We start from the raw sequence: 15,650 nt of genomic DNA on the forward strand, positions 1-15,650 counted from the left end.
CGAGGATCTTTCTCCGCGCGGCGCGAGATGCCCGGGTCAAGCCCGGGCATGACGATTTGTATGATGATGACGTCTCTGTATCAGTAACCTCGTTATGCCCCATCCCCTCTCCGCTCTCCTCACCCGCCTCGGCCGCTTTGAACTGCCTTTGCTGGTGCTGCCGGGGGTGGCGGCACTGGCGCTGTGGGGCTTCGTCGCGCTGGCCGACGAAATCCTCGAAGGCGAGACCGGCGATGTCGACCGCCGGCTGCTGCTGAGCCTGCGCAATCCGCAGGACCTCTCCAACCCGCTCGGACCGCTCTGGCTGGAAGAGATGATGCGCGACGTCACCGCCTTCGGCGGCACCGGGCCGCTCGCCTTCATCACCGCCGCCTGCATTCTCTATCTGCTGCTGCGGCGACGCCGGCGCAGCGCGCTGTTCCTGTTCGCCGCCATTGCCGGCGGCCAGCTGATGTCGACCCTGCTGAAGGCCGGCTTCGAGCGGCCCAGGCCCGACCTGGTGCCGCATGGCATGACGGTCTACACGGCGAGCTTTCCGAGCGGCCATGCGATGATGACCGCCATCGTCTATCTCACGCTCGCCGCCCTGCTGGCGCGCAGCGAAAGCCGCAAACGCCTGAAGGCCTTCCTGCTGCTGCTGGCGGTCTGCGTCACCCTGCTGGTCGGCGTCAGCCGCGTCTATCTCGGCGTGCACTGGCCGAGCGACGTGCTGGGCGGCTGGATGATCGGCAGCGCCTGGGCGGCCGGCTGCTGGAGCCTGGTGGCGCTGCTGCAGCGGCGCGGCGATGTCGAAGGCGAGCCTGCCGCGGACAGCGACACCTGACCCTGCTGTTTTGCTTGACCCTGCCGTGACGGCACCCGAGAGTAACGCTGTGTCTGCCCCTGATCCCACAACCGGGCCCGCCGAACCGGCTGCCGTCGACCCCGCCCGCCTGCGCGTTCTGGTGGTCGATGACATGCAGCTGATGCGCGACATGGCCGCCGCCATGCTGCGCGCCCAGGGCATCGGCACTGTCGAGACCTGCGACGACGGCGCCGCCGCGCTCGCGGCGCTCGACCGCATCGCGGCGGCCGGCCTGACCTGCGACCTGATGCTGCTCGATCTCAACATGCCAGGCATGGACGGCATCGAGGTGCTGCGCCATCTCGCCGAGCGCGGCTATGAAGGCCAGATCGCCCTGTTCAGCGCCGAATCCGCCCGTGTGCTGCGCACCGCCGAAACGCTGGCGCGCGCACATAACCTCAATATCCTCGGCTTCGTTGAAAAGCCGCTCACCGATATCGCCATCGCCGGCCTGCTGCGCAAGCTCGCCACCGGCGGGGCGCGCGCTGTCATCGATGCGGACGAACCCCTGAGCGAAGCCGAATTGCTGGATGGCATCCGGCTCGGCCAGATCGAGATCATGGTGCAGCCGAAAGTGGCGATGGCCACCCGCCAGCCGGTCGGCGTCGAGGCACTGGCGCGCTGGCGTCATCCGCAGCGCGGCGTGATCGGCGCCGGACAGTTCATTCCGCTGGCCGAGAACGGCGCCGCCGCCGAGCCGTTGTTCGAAGCCATCCTCGGCCTGGCGCTGCGCGCCGCCGCGCATTGGCGCGCCGAAGGCCTCAGCCTGCAGATGGCGGTCAATCTTTCGACCGCCAACCTGACGCGCCTCGACCTGCCCCAGCGCATCGCCTCTGCGGTGAGCGAGCATGGCCTCAGGCCCGGCGATATCGTGCTGGAAGTGACCGAGAGCCGGCTGATCGAGGACCAGACCGCGGCGCTGGAAGTGCTGACGCGGCTCAAGCTGAAAGGCTTCAACCTCGCCATCGACGATTTCGGTACCGGCTATTCCTCGCTCGAACAGCTGCAGCGCTTCCCCTTCGAGGAAATGAAGATCGACCGCCAGTTCGTCGGCATGGCGGCGCAGGACCAGGCGGCGCGGGCCATCGTCAGCTCGTCGGTGCGGCTGGCGCGCAAGCTCGGCATGACCACGGTGGCCGAGGGGATCGAAACCCGGCTCGACTGGGATTGCGCCGCCGAGCAGGGCTGCGATGTCGCCCAGGGGTATTTCGTCGCCCCACCGCTCAAACCCGAGGCGCTGCCCGGCTGGATCGCTACCTGGCTCAGCCGCCGGGACTGAGGCGCAGGCATCCAATCCAGCCCAACCTTCCCGGACGGAAGGCCAGGCAAAAAATCTGGCGAGTCGCGACCAGCCGCCGCCGCCCTGTGGACAAAATGCCCATCCAGCATTCTGGCTAAAAATGCGGCTGCCTGTGTTCCGGGCGCAACACTTCGGGATTATTCGCGCCTGCACAATGAAATGTGAGCAAACAATCTGTCGCGCACCCTGATGAATGAATCAGAAAATTTCACAAGTCATTGATATTAAAGGTGCGACATCCTGACCCGATTTTCCTCTTGCGCTGCACACGGTCTTTCTATAGTTTTTGCGTTGCAACAAGCTTCGGTTTGTTGCATGCCCTTCTCGGGCGTTTCCTCCCTAGACTTGGGCCGCACTTTTGTGCGGCCCCTTTTTTTGCCCGGACCGCCCTGATCCCGGGGCGACGCGTTTTATGCGCCGGCTATGTAAGCCGCTGTCATACAAGTGCGTTTTTCGGGCAGCCCCATACGAGGCAGCCACGGCATCGCCGGCGGATTTCACTCCGCCTGCGGATCATAACGGCGAACCCGGCCGGCGGTTTCCGCCTGGTGCAGTTTATGCCGGCTTACGAATTATGCGCGCCATAGGGCGCCCGAAAACTATGACCCGAAAACTATGAATCATGCGCGCCATAGGGCGCGACGGGTGGCAGCGCCAGTACCTTGTCGATGCGGCGGCCATCCATGTCGACCACCTCGAAGCGCCAGCCATGCCATTCGACATAGTCGCCGGTTTCCGGCAGGCGGCCGAAGCGCGCCAGCACAAAGCCGGCGACGGTGTGATAGTCGTCTTCCTCGGCCGGCAGCGTGATGCCGAGCCGGGCCACCAGTTCATCGCGCGCCAGCAGGCCGTCGAGCAGCCAGGAGCCGTCCTCGCGCTGCATCGCGCCGGGCAGCTCCTCGCCGTCGGGCAGCGCGAAATTGCCGGCGATGCTTTCGAGAATATCGTTCGCCGTCACCACGCCTTCGAGGCTGCCGAATTCATCGACGACGAAGGCCATGCCGGCCGGCGACTTCTGCAGCAGCGACAATGCGGCGAGCAGGTCGGCGTTTTCATGCAGCGCCGGCACCGGCCGCACGAAGCTGGTGATGCCGGCCTGCGCCAGGCCGTCGCGGCCGCTGTCGAGCAGCTGGTTGAGCACGTCTTTCACGCTGACGCTGCCCACCGGCTCATCGATCGAGCCGCGCGCGGCCGGCAGCAGCAGATGCGTGGTCTCGCGCAGGCGCAGCATCTGCTCTTCATGCGGCAGCGACAGGTCGAGCCAGTCGAGATCGTGGCGCGGCGTCATCACGCTGCGCACCGGGCGATCGCCCAGCCGCATCACGGCGGCAATCATCTGGCGTTCGGCGGGTTCGACGGTGCCCGCACTTTCCGCCTCGGCCACCAGATGCTGGATCTCTTCTTCCGTCACCGCGCCGGCATTGCCCTTGCCCGCACCGATCAGGCGCAGCACCAGCTGCGAAGACCGGTCGAGCAGCCAGACCAGCGGCGCGGCGATGCGCGCCAGAATATGCAGCACCGGCGCCATGGCGGCCGCGATGCCTTCGGCATTCTTCAGGGCCAGTTGTTTGGGCACCAGTTCGCCGATGATCAGCGACAGATAGGTGACGATGCTGACCACGACGGCGAAGGCTGCCGGACTGGCGATGGTCGGATCGATGCCGAATTGCGCCACCAGCCAGGCGGTCAGCCGTTCGGCCAGCGTGGCGCCGGAAAAGGCGCCGGCGAAAATGCCGACCAGCGTGATGCCGATCTGCACGGCGGAGAGAAACCGGCCGGGTTCGGTGCCGAGCTGCAGCGCCAGCCGCGCGCCGCGCCAGCCGCGCGCTTTCTTGCGCACGATGGCTTCGAGCCGCGCCTTGCGCGCCGACACCACGGCCAGTTCCGACATCGCCAGCAGGCCGTTGACCAGGATCAGGACAACGATCAGCAGCAGTTCAAGCGCGAGCGACATGGCCTCCTCGCGCAGGGAAACGGACCCAGGGCTGAAGCAGCGCCGGTCGGTGCAGGAATGGTGTGGAAGCGGCGACGCGCGCTGTTCTGCGGCGGCCGGCTTGGGGCGAAACGCCCGCGCTAGGTCGGTCTGGCATAGCGGCGGCACTATAGGCGAAGCGCCGCCGGCCCGCTAGGGCCGGCGGCCGCATCATGCCGCCGGCATACGCGGTGAATACAATAGCTTAGATGAGTTCGGCGGCCTCGACAGCAGACGGCTTGGCCTTGCGCGGCCGCATGCTCGGCTTGCGCTTGACCGGTGCCGGCTTGCCGATGCCGAGCAGTTCGGCGCGGCGCTTTTCATTATCGGCGGCGGCTTCGGCCTGTGCCGGCGTGGCATCGCCGGCTTCGCGCGCCAGGCGCAGGGCACGCAGATGCTCCATCTTGTTGGCGGTGGCCTTGCGCCGGTCCTGCTCGGCCTTCTGCGCGGCCTCGGCTTCGCGTTCGCGCTGCGAGGCTTTCTGGAAACGCTGTTCGGCGCGGGCGCGGGCATCTTCGGATGTAATGGTACGCGATGTCATGATGAACGACCTCCAATCATGCTGCGCCGCCGCCGGCTGCAAGTCAGCAGGGCGGCTGGACGGCGATAGGGAAAAACGGCGCGAGAGTGAAGGCATCCGCATCGAAGAGCCGATGATGCGAAAACTGCGCCGGCGGTGTGAATGGCAGATACGGCATCCACGCGGATGTCGTGCAGCCGCAGCGCGGATCGGCAGGCTGCGGCACTCGGCTCTGGCAATGTATAATATATGGGGTGGCGGGGCGCCGAATACAAGGTCGCGCTAATAACCGTCAGCCGGCGCGCGTCACACTGTTTCTTCGGCCGGTTTTGCCGCGGCGGCGCGGCGGGCATCGCGGGCAAGACGCAGGTTACGCAGTTCCATCACCTTTGCCGTGACGGCATCGCGCTGGTCATCGGCATCGCGCGCGGCATCGGCCGCGGCCTGCTGGCGCTGCAGGGTCACTTCCTGGCGCAACTGGGCACGTTTCTGATCGATTTCGGCCTGGATTCTGCGGGCAGTCATACAAAGGGCTCCTGGTTACGCTGTGGCCTGAGCCTGGGCGAATATACAGCGCAGTATAGGCGATTTCGGCCCGATCCGGTGAGAATTCGCCCGCGGCGATGCGGCGGCATAGCGCCACATCACACGCGGTGCGGGATCAGGAGGCGGCCAGCAGCTGGCTGCAGGCGCTCACCACATCGGAATCCGCTGCGTCACGCCCCGGCATGACGGCGAATTTCTCGGCAATCGTCCGGCGTTCGGCCCAGCCCAGCTTGGCCGTATCAGGTGTCTCGGCCTGCGCCATGGCCGAGCAGACCATCGCCTGCTGCTCGACTGCGCTGCTGCGGCTCTGGCGGTCGGCATACCCGCGCGTCACCTGCCAGCCCATGTAGTTGGAAATCAGCGGCCCGGCGACGAGGCCGAGCGCCAGCATGAGGGCGAGCGGTTTTATCGTGGTCCATTGTTCGGCAAGACGGTCCTGCCAGGTGGTTTTGCGATCCGTGAGAGCGGTCATGGGGTGACTCCTTTGCCGCAAGGCTGCGGCCGGTTGAAACGGAAATGGCGGTGCCGTGCAGTCAGGGCTGCATCAGGCGGCGGCCGGCAGCACGACCGGCGAAGCATCGCGGGGCAGCGCTGCAAAACCGCGCCATTGCTGCATAAACGTCGTTGCGGTATGGCCGGCGCTGCGCAGCACAGCCTCCATGGCCTCATCGGCCAGCAGGATATGCAGCGGCAGTTCGCCGGCCATGCCGCCGTCGGTCCGGTGACGGAACGACACGGGCAGCCGCGGGATGCCGCGCGTTAGCGGAACGGCATCCCGCATCCTGCATCAGGACTTGGTGGCAGGCATATCGCCCTGCTGGGCCTGCGGCTTGGCTTCAGCCTGCTGCTGCTGCTGCGGTGCCGGAACCGGAGTCTGGGCAGGCGTCTGCATCGCCGGCTGCGGCTGGGTTGCGACCTTGTCGGCCGCGATGCCGTCGGCAACCTTCTTGTCGAGCGCCGCGAAAGTATTCTCTTTCTGCGGCGTCTGGGTCTGGGACTGCGTCATGGAAATCACGCTTTCTGATTGGCAGGAATATGCCAGACCGCGACCATAGGCTTTATTTGAGAATTAGATAGAAATTAAATAAAACCAATGGGTTATTACATGGGTAATCATGCGTTTTACTTTGTAACCGCCTGTAATCATGGAAAACTATATTTGCGGTTATTTGCGATGCCGTCGCCGTTTATTTGAAACGTCAGCCGCATCGCGCATCCGTGCCACGCGGATCAGCGCCCCAGCAGACCGTCATACAGCTCGCGCAGGCCGGCGCGGCTGAACGGCGGCCGTTCCGCCAATGGCGCCGGCGCCTCCAGCATGCGGCCCTGCGCATCGGTGCGGAAGCGCAGGCCCCAGAAACCGAGGATGCTGTCGCCCGGCAGACCGTAGCGATAGTCGCGCGCCTCGACGATGAAACCGCCGGCAGTCTGCGGCGCCGGATCGGGCAGCAGGCGCCAGTGCAGGCGGCCATCGGCGAACCAGCGCAGCACGCGTGCCTCATGCGTCGCCTGGACGGCCGCCAGCACGGGCGCCGTGTCCGGCCGCGGGATGCGCTGCCAGCGGATCGGCGCAGCGCGGAACGGCGAGGCGAAGCCGATCAGGATTTCATCGGGCAGATCGGCGACGATGCGGCGCCAGAAAATCTGGAAGATCACCGGATAGGCATCGACGCGTGCCGCGGCCGCGGCCACCGGATGGCTGTCGCGCAGCTCCTCGCGCGCGCGATCCTCCATATGCCGGCCGACGCCCCAGGCCATCGTCGTGTAAAGCCCGATATAGACCAGCGCGAGCTGCGCCGCGCGCTGTGCCGCCGCCGCATGGCGGCGTGTCAGCAGGGCGAACAGAAACACCGCCAGCAGCGGCAGCGAATAGACCGGATCGATGATCGGCATCGCGTTGACGGCAAAGCGCGCATTGCTGAACGGCGCCAGCAGCTGCGTGCCGTAGCTGGTGAACAGATCAAGCAGCGGATGCGTGACGGCACAGAGCGCGCCGAGCCAGAGCCAGGCCCAGAGCCTGGCTTTGGATCGTGCGGATTCGTCCTCGATCTCCTGCGGCTTTGGCCCCTGCGCCCAGTATCGTTCGGTGGCCCAGATCGCCACGCCGATGGCGGCGCCGGCCACCAGCGTGACCGGAAAGGAATGGGTGACGCCGCGATGATGCAGCCAGATATCGATCACCGAGGGCTGGCCGACCAGATCGGCCAGCACATCGAGATCGGGCAATGTGGCAATCGCACCGCCGGCGATCACCGCGCGGCGGCCGAGGCTGCGGCGGAAACCGGCCGCCGCCAGCACGCCGCCGAACAGAAGCTGGGTGATGCTGTCCATGTCAGCGCTTCCGGAAGATCACGGTGAGATTGTTGGCCGGCATCTCGACGATGCGGTCCCGCGCAAAGCCCTGCGCCTGCGCCAGCGGCGTCACCTCGGTATCGAGGCAGCGCACGCCCCAGCGCGGATCGCGCTGCTGCAGGCCGGTATCGAAATCGGCATTCGACGGCGCGGTATGCGCGCCGTCGCGGCGGAACGGACCGTAAAGAATCAGCGGTGCGCCAGCAGGCATGATCGCGGCGGCGCCGGCGAACAGCCCCTCGGCCGCCGTCCACGGCGCGATATGGATCATGTTGCAGCAGAGCAGCGCATCGCAGGCCGCCAGCGGCCAGGGCCGCGCCGTGACATCCAGCCGTAGCGCCGGGCGGATGTTGGCAGCGCCGCTGTCGCGCGCATGGGCATCGATGGAGGGCAGCGCATCCGCCTCGTAATCGCTCGGCTGCCAGAGCAGCGGCGCCAGCTGCGGCGCCATGAAGGCGGCATGCTCGCCGCTGCCGCTGGCGATCTCCAGCAGCAGGCCATGCCGGGGCAGCACGCCATCCTGCAGTACGGCCAGAATGGCCTCGCGGTTGCGCAGCGTTGCCGGCATGTGGCGGCGGGGATCGGGCTGGGATTCCGGGGTGACGGTCATCTGAAGACGATATGGCGCCGGCACCTATAAGGAAACCACTCCCGTGTCATGCCCGGCCTTGAGCCGGGCATCCACGTCTTTCTTTTTGGCAGCGTCATGCAAGCGCGGATGGCCGGCCAATCTTAGTCAAAGCCAATCTTAGTCAAAGACCGGGCCCGGCCATGGCATTGAGAGTGACGGGAGGCACGTTACCGCCGTCACAGAATTGCCCGCGGCAGAACAAGGCGATTGACGGCGGCGCCCGGCTTGGCTTTAATCACGGCCATGACCATCTGCGCCCACCAGTATTATTGGTTTACCCCCTCCCATACGGGCGGCGCGCTGGTTATTGTCTGAACCATTGCAGCCGCCAAGGTCGGCGGCTTGCAAGTTCACACCTGGTCTCCGGCCTTTCGGCTCAATAAGCCTGGCCATCTCAAGGAGACCGTCATGACGCCCGAAATCGCGAATACCGAAATCCCGAATACCGGAACCGCTGAACATCCGCTGCCGCAGATTTCGCTGCAGAAATCACACCTGTCCGAAGGCGTGTCGCTGGCCGAACTGCTGGTGCTGGCCGGCCTGGCGGTCAGCCGCGATGCCGCCCGCATCCTGATTGCGCGCGGCGAAACCAGCATCGACGACCGCCCGGTCGACAATGCGATGGAGCGCGTGCGGCTGAGCGACGGCGCGATCCGGCTCTCTGCCGGCGCCGGTCAGGTGCTGCTACGGGCGGTGTAGAACCAACGGCCAGTGTGCCTCAGATGCAAACAGCGTCGCCTACTATAGTATTCAATTATTCGTTTTTTATGGCCAAATGGGTCGATCTGTAATATCGAAATTCAATGGAAGAAATAAGAAAATTCTCGTGCTTTATAGTCGCGCCCGCGAGGGTCGCCTTCTGCGCGGTGGTTCAGTTAGGTTGAGATAAAGACTGCGGCGCGGCCACGCACATACACACCGTTGGCTTCGTGGTCGCCATGATTCTCGGTATGCGTCGGCACACGATAAGCTCGACCGGCGCCGGCGCAGTCATTTTTTCTCTTCGACAAAGGCGGCGAGCCGGTCGAGGCTGCCGGACCAGAAGGCGGCATAGCGTTCGAGCCATTCATTGGCCTGCTGCAGCGGCGCGGCCTCCAGCTTGCAGGGGCGCCACTGCGCTTCGCGCCCGCGGGTGATCAGCCCGGCGCGTTCCAGCACTTTCAGATGTTTCGAAATCGCCGGCTGGCTCATGGCGAAGGGCGCCGCCAGTTCGCCCACCGAGGCCTCGCCCGCGGTGAGCCGCGCCAGGATCGCCCGGCGCGTCGGATCGGCCAGCGCGGCAAAGATGGTGCTGAGCGGATCGGGGCGGCGAGCGGGCGGCGTGGCGGCCTGGGCGGCAGCGGCGGACATGGCGAAGCCTCCGAACATATAACCTGAAAGTTATGTATACGTCGCAGGTCATAGCGTCAAGGGCAGCCATGGAAAACTGGCGTTTTCCGTTCTATGTTGCTATAATGTTCCTGACGAAGGCCTGATTACTCTTGTATTCATCGCCGCCCGGAAACGCCACGAACGCAAACGGGCGCCAACGAAGCGAAACGAACCCGAACGGGCTCAAACGAACCCAAACGAACCGCAACGAACGCCAACGAAGCGAAACGAAGCCGAACGAACCCAAACGAAGCAAACCGCAGCCGCGCCCCGGACACCGATCCGCCTCCGGTGCTTTACCTTGCCCCGCCCGGCTTTGTAGGGTGCGGGCTTCGCCGCGCGCCAAGACGCGGCATTGTCTGGAGGAAATCGGCCTTGTCCCAAGGCTCAGTATCCGTATCGCCGCCGCCGCATCCGGCGGCCTTTGCCGTGCAGGCTGCCGCGCCGGCGGCCCCGGCCGCCGTCGCCCTGCGCGATCTGGCGATCACCTTTGCGCTCAAGACCGGCGAAACCCATCGCGCCGTCGAGGCGATCGACCTGGCGGTGGCGCCGGGCGAATTCGTCGCCATCGTCGGCCCCACCGGCTGCGGCAAATCCACCCTGCTGAATGTCACCGCCGGCCTGCTGACTCCCTCGGCCGGCACGGTGCGCATCCAGGGCGACAGCCTGAGCGGGCTGAATGCCAAAGCCGGCTACCTGTTCCAGGCCGATGCGCTGATGCCGTGGAAGACCGCGATCGACAATGTCGCCGTGGCGCTGGAGCCGCAGGGCGTGAAACGCGGCGAGGCGCTGCAGCTGGCGCAGGACTGGCTGTCCCGCGTCGGCCTGAAAAACTTCGCGCAGCGCTACCCGCATATGCTGTCGGGCGGCCAGCGCAAGCGCGTGGCGCTGGCGCAGATGCTGATCCGCGATCCGCAGATCCTGCTCATGGACGAACCCTTCGGCCCGCTGGATGCGCAGACGCGGCAGATCATGGGCAACCTTCTGCTCGATCTGTGGGCGGCGAATAAAAAAGCCGTGCTGTTCGTCACCCACGACCTGGAGGAAGCCATCGCGCTGTCGGATCGCGTGGTGGTGATGTCGGCCGGGCCGGCGGCGCGCATCGTCGGCGATTTCACCATCACGCTGCCGCGGCCGCGCGACATCGCCGAAATCCGCACCGACGCCGCCTTCCATGCCATCCACAAGGCGATCTGGGCCTGCCTGCGCGTCGAGGTGCAGAAGACTTACGCGCAAGGCGGCGAGGCCTCCGATCATGAGTAAGCTGCAATGAACCGCGCAACCCTGATCCTGCTGCAGGCGCTGGTCGGCTTCGCCTTCCTGCTGATCTGGCACCTGCTCACCACCGTGCCGGTCTTCGACGGCAAGCCGCTGTTTGCGCCGTTCTTCTTCTCCACGCCGCTGGATGTGCTGGCGCGCACCTGGAAGGATTTCGCCTCGGGCGAAATCTGGCGCCATCTCGGCATCACCCTGCTGGAAACCGTGCTGGCCTTCGTGATCGGTGCCGCCGGCGGCATCGTCGTCGGGTTTGCCTTCGCGCGCCGCGAGCTGCTGGCCGCCGTGTTCGACCCCTATGTGAAAGCCGCCAATGCCCTGCCGCGCGTCGTGCTGGCGCCGATCTTCGCACTGTGGTTCGGGCTGGGCATCTGGTCGAAAGTGGCGCTCGGCTTCACGCTGGTGTTCTTCATCGTCTTCTTCAACGTCTACCAGGGCGTCAAGGAAGTCAGCCCCACCGTGCTGGCCAATGCGCGCATGCTGGGCATGAACGAGCGGCAGCTGCTGCGCCATGTCTACTGGCCGGCGGCGCTCACCTGGATGTTCTCCTCGCTGCACACCTCCGTCGGCTTCGCGCTGGTCGGCTCGGTGGTGGGCGAGTATCTCGGCTCGGCGGCCGGCCTCGGCTACAAGATCCACGAGGCCGAAAGCGTGTTCGACGTGACCGGCGTGTTTTCCGGCATGCTGATCCTGGCGCTGTTCGTCATCGTCATCGACACCTGCGTCACCTTCATCGAAAACCGGCTGCTGGTCTGGCGGCCCGACACGGCGGCGAAGACCGCCTGAACATCACAAGGAGAGGAAACCACCATGAAGATCAGGATTGCACTCGCCGCGCTGACGGCGCTCGGACTGATGGCCGGTGCGGCGCAGGCTGCGCCGGAGAAGGCCAAGCTGGAACTCGGCGTCGGCGGCAAGCCTTTGCTGTATTACCTGCCGCTCACCATCGCCGAGCAGAAGGGCTATTTCAAAGCCGAGGGCCTCGATGTCACCATCAACGATTTCGGCGGCGGCGCCAAATCGCTGCAGGCGCTGGTCGGCGGCAGCGTCGATGCGGTGACCGGCGCCTATGAGCATACCATCCGCATGCAGGAGAAGGGCCAGGATATCCGCGCCGTGATCGAGCTCGGCCGCTTCCCCGGCATCGTGCTGGCGGTGAAGAAAGAGCATCAGGGCAAGGTGAAGACCGCGGCCGACCTCAAGGGCATGAAGATCGGCGTCACCGCGCCGGGCTCGTCGACCAACTTCTTCGTCAATTACCTGATCGCCAAGGCCGGCGGCAATTTCAAGGACTCCGCCTTCATCGGCGTCGGCGCCGGCGCCGGCGCGGTGGCCGCGATGCAGAAGGGCGAGATCGACGCGATCTCCAACCTCGATCCGGTGATCTCCAAGCTGGAGCTCGACAAGAATGTGTTCATCCTGGCCGACAGCCGCACCGAGGCCGGCACCAGGGCGATCTTCGGCGGCTCCAACCCGGCCGCCGTGCTCTACCTGAAGAACGAGTTCATCGAGAAGAACCCGCAGACCACGCAGGCCCTGGTCAATGCCTTCCACAAGGCGCTGGTCTGGCTCGCCACGGCCAAGCCGGAAGACGTCGCCGCCACCGTGCCCGAGGCCTATTATCTCGGCGACAAGCCGCTCTATATCACTGCGGTGAAGAACTCGCTGGAGACCTATTCGCGCACCGGCCTGATCAGCCAGGACGGCATGAAGAGCGCCTTCAACATGCTGGCGCAGTTCGACGAGGGCCTGGCCAAGGCCAATCTCGACCTGAACAAGACCTTCAACGACAAGTTCGTGAAGGCGGTGAAGAAGTAAACCGGACGTAGCGGCCCGGAAGACGCGGCCGGGCGGGCAACCGTCCGGCCGCTGCTTTTTCCGACCTCCGCATCTGTGCGCTGGCGCGGGCGGCGGATCGGAGTCTATACTTTCGCATGGGGTCGGAGGATTTTCTGCATACCCTGCCGTCGCCGCTGTCGCAGCAGGCCCGGCAGTTCTTCGCCATCTGGCAGAGCTGGCGCGGCGCGCGCCGGCTGCCGCAGCGCAGCGACCTGTCGCTTGGCGATCTCGGCGCGCTGGCCGACAGCTGCCTGCTGCTCAATATCCGCTCCGCCACCGACATCCGCATGGAAAGCGTCGGCCGCACCATCACCGAGAAGATGGGCTTCGACCTGACCGGGCTGAACTATCTCGATCTCACCTCGAAGGAAAACCGCGGCTGGCGCGCCACGCTGACCATCGCCCAGGCCGCCCAGCCCTGCGGCGTGCTGATCTATTACTGGCTGCGCTTCCCCGATGGCGCCGTGCTGCCGGTCGAGTTCACCGGCGCGCCGCTCTATGAGGATGGTGCCGCCGAACCCAACCTGATCCTGTGCTGCGCCACCGGTCTTGCCGATACAGCAGGCCGTAAACAACCGCTTGATCCGGATTCCTATGTCGAGGGCGACGGCATGCGCTTCATCGATATCGGCTACGGCGTGCCGCCGTTGGTCCCCGCCGAGCGCCAGGAGCCGCGGCCGGTGCAGTGATGGCCGATGACAGCGAACGGCAGCCGCCGCCCGGTGTCGGCCCGCATGAGCTGCGCGAACTCGAACTGATGCTGGCCGGCACGAAACCGGCGGCGATGTTCGGCGAAGCCATCCAGTTCCGCGACATTATTCCGGAAGACGACTTCGCGCCGCATGTGGCCGCCGGCCGCATCATCAAGCGCGAATATTACTGGGACGATCCGGAGTCAGGTCATTCTTTCATCGAAATCTACTACGCCCTGCCGGGCGAGGAATGGCGCATCGATGCACTACGTGAATTGAATCTCATCGCTTACAACAAGCTGCGCCCGTGGGCTGCTGACGATGATCGTGAGGCCGGCCACCTGCTCGGTTACACGGACGCGGAGGTCGACGCCTTCCTCACATGGACCGGTCGTCTGAGCGGTTAGCCGGCCTCGATTTCCTCGCGCAGCATTTCCAGTTCCAGCCACTGGTCCTCGGCAGCTGCCAGATCAGCGCCGGCTTTTTCCAGGCCCTTGCTGGCGGCCTCGTATTTCGCCGGGTCGCGGCTGAACAGCTGTGCGTCGTTCAGCATCGCCTGGTGTTTTGCGATCTCGGCCTGCAGGTCGGCGATGCGTTTCGGCAGCGTCTCCAGCGCGTGCTTATCCTTGAAGCTGAGCTTGCGCTTCGATGCGGCACGCGGCACCGCATCGCCCTTGCCGGTTTCCGCTTTCGCAGCCTTCGCAGCGGCGGCCCGTGCCTGCACGCCGGTGCCGCGCTGCGCCACCATGTCACTGTAGCCGCCGGCATAGACCTGCCAGCGGCCCTCGCCTTCGGCGGCCAGCACCGAGGTGCAGACGCGGTCGATGAAATCGCGATCATGGCTGACCAGCAGCACGGTGCCGGGATAATCGGCCAGCATTTCCTGCAGCAGGTCGAGGGTTTCCAGATCGAGGTCGTTGGTCGGCTCGTCGAGCACCAGCACGTTGGAGGGCCGGGCCAGCGCGCGCGCCAGCATCAGCCGGCCGCGCTCGCCGCCCGACAGCACCTTCAGCGGCGTGCGCGCCTGTTCCGGCGTGAACAGGAAATCCTTCATGTAGCTCATCACATGGCGCGGCTGGCCGTTGATGGTGACCTTGTCGCTGCCGCCGGCGAGCGCGGTCTGCAGCGTCATCTCCGGATCGAGCGTGTCGCGCTTCTGGTCCAGCGTCACCAGCGCGATATTCTCGCCCAGGCGAATGCTGCCGGAATCGGGGGCCAGCTTGCCGGTGAGGATATTCAGCAGCGTGGTCTTGCCGGCGCCGTTCGGACCGATGATGCCGAGCCGGTCGCCGCGCTGGATCTTGATGCTGACATCCTTCAGCACCGCCAGATCGCCCCAGGATTTCGAGATGCCCTTCGCCTCGGCGATCAGCTTCGACGAGGTTTCGGCCTCGGAAACATTGAGCGTGACATTGCCGGCCACCTTGCGCTGGTCGCGGCGCTCGGTTTTCAGGTCCTGCAGCGCGCGCATGCGGCCCATGTTGCGCTTGCGCCGGCCCGACACGCCGTGCCGCACCCAGTCGAGCTCGGCAACGATCTTGCGGTCCAGCTTGTGGCGCTCGGTCTCTTCCTGTTCGAGCAGCGCATCGCGCCAGTCCTCGAAGGCGGCGAAGCCCTGCTCCAGCCGCCGCGTGGCGCCGCGATCGAGCCAGATGGTGGCGCGGGTGAGATTGCTCAGGAACCGGCGATCATGGCTGATCAGCACCAGCGCCGAGCGCAGGCGCTGCAATTCGCTTTCCAGCCATTCGATGGCGGGCAGATCGAGATGGTTGGTCGGCTCGTCCAGCAGCAGGATATCGGGTTCGGGTGCGATCACGCGGGCCAGCGCCGCGCGCCGCGCCTCGCCGCCCGAGAGCTGTGCCGGGTTTTCCGTGCCGGTCAGGCCGAGCGCATGCAGCAAGGTGGTCGCACGATGGGGATCGTCGCTGGGGCCAAGGCCCGCCAGCACATAGGACAGCGTGTCATCGAAGCCGGAGAGGTCCGGTTCCTGCGGCAGGTAGCGCAGGGTGACGCCGCTCTGCACGATGCGCTCGCCCCGGTCGGCCTGCACCGAGCCGGCCGCCACCTTCAGCAGCGTCGACTTGCCCGACCCGTTGCGGCCGACCAGGCAGAGCCGGTCGCCTGCCGTCACGCTGAGCGCGGCGCCCTCCAGCAGCGGGGTGCCGCCGAAGGTGAGGTGGATATCGGTGAGGGTAAGAAGCGGCGGCGCCATGACAATCCTTCAATCAGGCGCCGGTGATAGCAATCCCGGCCGGCGCCGGAAAGCTGTCGCGGCCGGCTGATTTCCGATCCGCTGCGGCCAAGCTCC

Annotated in this window: 18 protein-coding genes; 8 read left to right on the plus strand and 10 right to left on the minus strand. The window is 65.8% G+C overall.

What is annotated here, in order from left to right:
- The first annotated feature begins 94 nt into the window (after positions 1-94).
- Together OJJ21_RS12065 and OJJ21_RS12070 are read left to right on the plus strand one after the other, a co-directional pair.
- Positions 95-823 carry a phosphatase PAP2 family protein gene (locus tag OJJ21_RS12065; RefSeq protein WP_297686532.1) on the plus strand — a complete coding sequence of 243 codons (729 nt, stop codon included), beginning with the start codon at positions 95-97 and terminating at the stop codon, positions 821-823.
- Between the two features lie 49 nt (positions 824-872).
- Entirely contained in the window at positions 873-2,123 is a 1,251-nt protein-coding gene (locus OJJ21_RS12070; protein ID WP_297686534.1) for an EAL domain-containing response regulator, read from the plus strand.
- 634 nt (positions 2,124-2,757) lie between these two features.
- On the opposite strand, the gene OJJ21_RS12075 is transcribed toward OJJ21_RS12070, so the two are convergent.
- The 8 genes from OJJ21_RS12075 to OJJ21_RS12110 all read right to left on the minus strand — a co-directional run bounded on the left by OJJ21_RS12075 (position 2,758) and on the right by OJJ21_RS12110 (position 8,144).
- Positions 2,758-4,098: a hemolysin family protein gene (locus OJJ21_RS12075; protein ID WP_297686536.1), complete on the minus strand. Its 1,341-nt coding sequence runs from the start codon at positions 4,096-4,098 to the stop codon at positions 2,758-2,760.
- Positions 4,099-4,321: 223 nt separating this feature from the next.
- A complete protein-coding gene (locus OJJ21_RS12080; RefSeq protein ID WP_297686538.1) occupies positions 4,322-4,657 on the minus strand; it encodes a hypothetical protein in 336 nt (111 codons plus the stop codon).
- A gap of 285 nt (positions 4,658-4,942) precedes the next feature.
- Entirely contained in the window at positions 4,943-5,161 is a 219-nt protein-coding gene (locus OJJ21_RS12085) for a hypothetical protein (RefSeq protein ID WP_297686540.1), read from the minus strand.
- A 136-nt stretch (positions 5,162-5,297) separates the two neighbouring features.
- Positions 5,298-5,654, minus strand: coding sequence for a hypothetical protein (locus OJJ21_RS12090; RefSeq protein WP_297686542.1), 357 nt, complete (start codon positions 5,652-5,654; stop codon positions 5,298-5,300).
- 72 nt (positions 5,655-5,726) lie between these two features.
- Positions 5,727-5,963: a hypothetical protein gene (locus OJJ21_RS12095; RefSeq protein WP_297686544.1), complete on the minus strand. Its 237-nt coding sequence runs from the start codon at positions 5,961-5,963 to the stop codon at positions 5,727-5,729.
- Positions 5,964-5,969: 6 nt separating this feature from the next.
- Positions 5,970-6,188: a hypothetical protein gene (locus OJJ21_RS12100; protein ID WP_297686546.1), complete on the minus strand. Its 219-nt coding sequence runs from the start codon at positions 6,186-6,188 to the stop codon at positions 5,970-5,972.
- 224 nt (positions 6,189-6,412) lie between these two features.
- Positions 6,413-7,513: a metal-dependent hydrolase gene (locus OJJ21_RS12105; RefSeq protein WP_297686548.1), complete on the minus strand. Its 1,101-nt coding sequence runs from the start codon at positions 7,511-7,513 to the stop codon at positions 6,413-6,415.
- 1 nt (position 7,514) lies between these two features.
- The gene (locus OJJ21_RS12110; RefSeq protein ID WP_297686550.1) at positions 7,515-8,144 is read right to left on the minus strand and encodes a DUF938 domain-containing protein; all 630 of its coding nucleotides are present in this window, start codon (positions 8,142-8,144) and stop codon (positions 7,515-7,517) included.
- 429 nt (positions 8,145-8,573) lie between these two features.
- Between OJJ21_RS12110 and OJJ21_RS12115 the strand changes: the two genes are divergently transcribed.
- Complete coding sequence (locus tag OJJ21_RS12115; RefSeq protein WP_297686552.1) at positions 8,574-8,864, plus strand: hypothetical protein; 291 nt, start codon at positions 8,574-8,576, stop codon at positions 8,862-8,864.
- Between the two features lie 291 nt (positions 8,865-9,155).
- On the opposite strand, the gene OJJ21_RS12120 is transcribed toward OJJ21_RS12115, so the two are convergent.
- Positions 9,156-9,515, minus strand: a complete 360-nt coding sequence (locus OJJ21_RS12120; RefSeq protein ID WP_297686554.1) for a metalloregulator ArsR/SmtB family transcription factor — start codon at positions 9,513-9,515, stop codon at positions 9,156-9,158.
- A 396-nt stretch (positions 9,516-9,911) separates the two neighbouring features.
- Between OJJ21_RS12120 and OJJ21_RS12125 the strand changes: the two genes are divergently transcribed.
- From OJJ21_RS12125 to OJJ21_RS12145, 5 genes are all read left to right on the plus strand, one after another.
- Positions 9,912-10,799: an ABC transporter ATP-binding protein gene (locus OJJ21_RS12125; protein ID WP_297686555.1), complete on the plus strand. Its 888-nt coding sequence runs from the start codon at positions 9,912-9,914 to the stop codon at positions 10,797-10,799.
- 6 nt (positions 10,800-10,805) lie between these two features.
- The gene (locus OJJ21_RS12130) at positions 10,806-11,597 is read left to right on the plus strand and encodes an ABC transporter permease (RefSeq protein ID WP_297686557.1); all 792 of its coding nucleotides are present in this window, start codon (positions 10,806-10,808) and stop codon (positions 11,595-11,597) included.
- A gap of 24 nt (positions 11,598-11,621) precedes the next feature.
- Positions 11,622-12,629, plus strand: a complete 1,008-nt coding sequence (locus OJJ21_RS12135; protein WP_297686559.1) for an ABC transporter substrate-binding protein — start codon at positions 11,622-11,624, stop codon at positions 12,627-12,629.
- Positions 12,630-12,745: 116 nt separating this feature from the next.
- On the plus strand, positions 12,746-13,339 hold the full coding sequence (locus tag OJJ21_RS12140; RefSeq protein WP_297686562.1) for a PAS domain-containing protein: 594 nt from the start codon (positions 12,746-12,748) through the stop codon (positions 13,337-13,339).
- Positions 13,339-13,749, plus strand: coding sequence for a hypothetical protein (locus tag OJJ21_RS12145; RefSeq protein WP_297686564.1), 411 nt, complete (start codon positions 13,339-13,341; stop codon positions 13,747-13,749). The genes OJJ21_RS12140 and OJJ21_RS12145 overlap by 1 nt, the downstream gene beginning before the upstream one ends.
- On the opposite strand, the gene OJJ21_RS12150 is transcribed toward OJJ21_RS12145, so the two are convergent.
- On the minus strand, positions 13,746-15,554 hold the full coding sequence (locus OJJ21_RS12150; RefSeq protein ID WP_297686566.1) for an ATP-binding cassette domain-containing protein: 1,809 nt from the start codon (positions 15,552-15,554) through the stop codon (positions 13,746-13,748). The genes OJJ21_RS12145 and OJJ21_RS12150 overlap by 4 nt on opposite strands.
- Between the last annotated feature and the right edge of the window lie 96 nt (positions 15,555-15,650).

Source organism: Ferrovibrio sp. (genome assembly GCF_025869515.1).
In the GTDB taxonomy this organism is placed as follows: Bacteria; Pseudomonadota; Alphaproteobacteria; order Ferrovibrionales; family Ferrovibrionaceae; genus Ferrovibrio.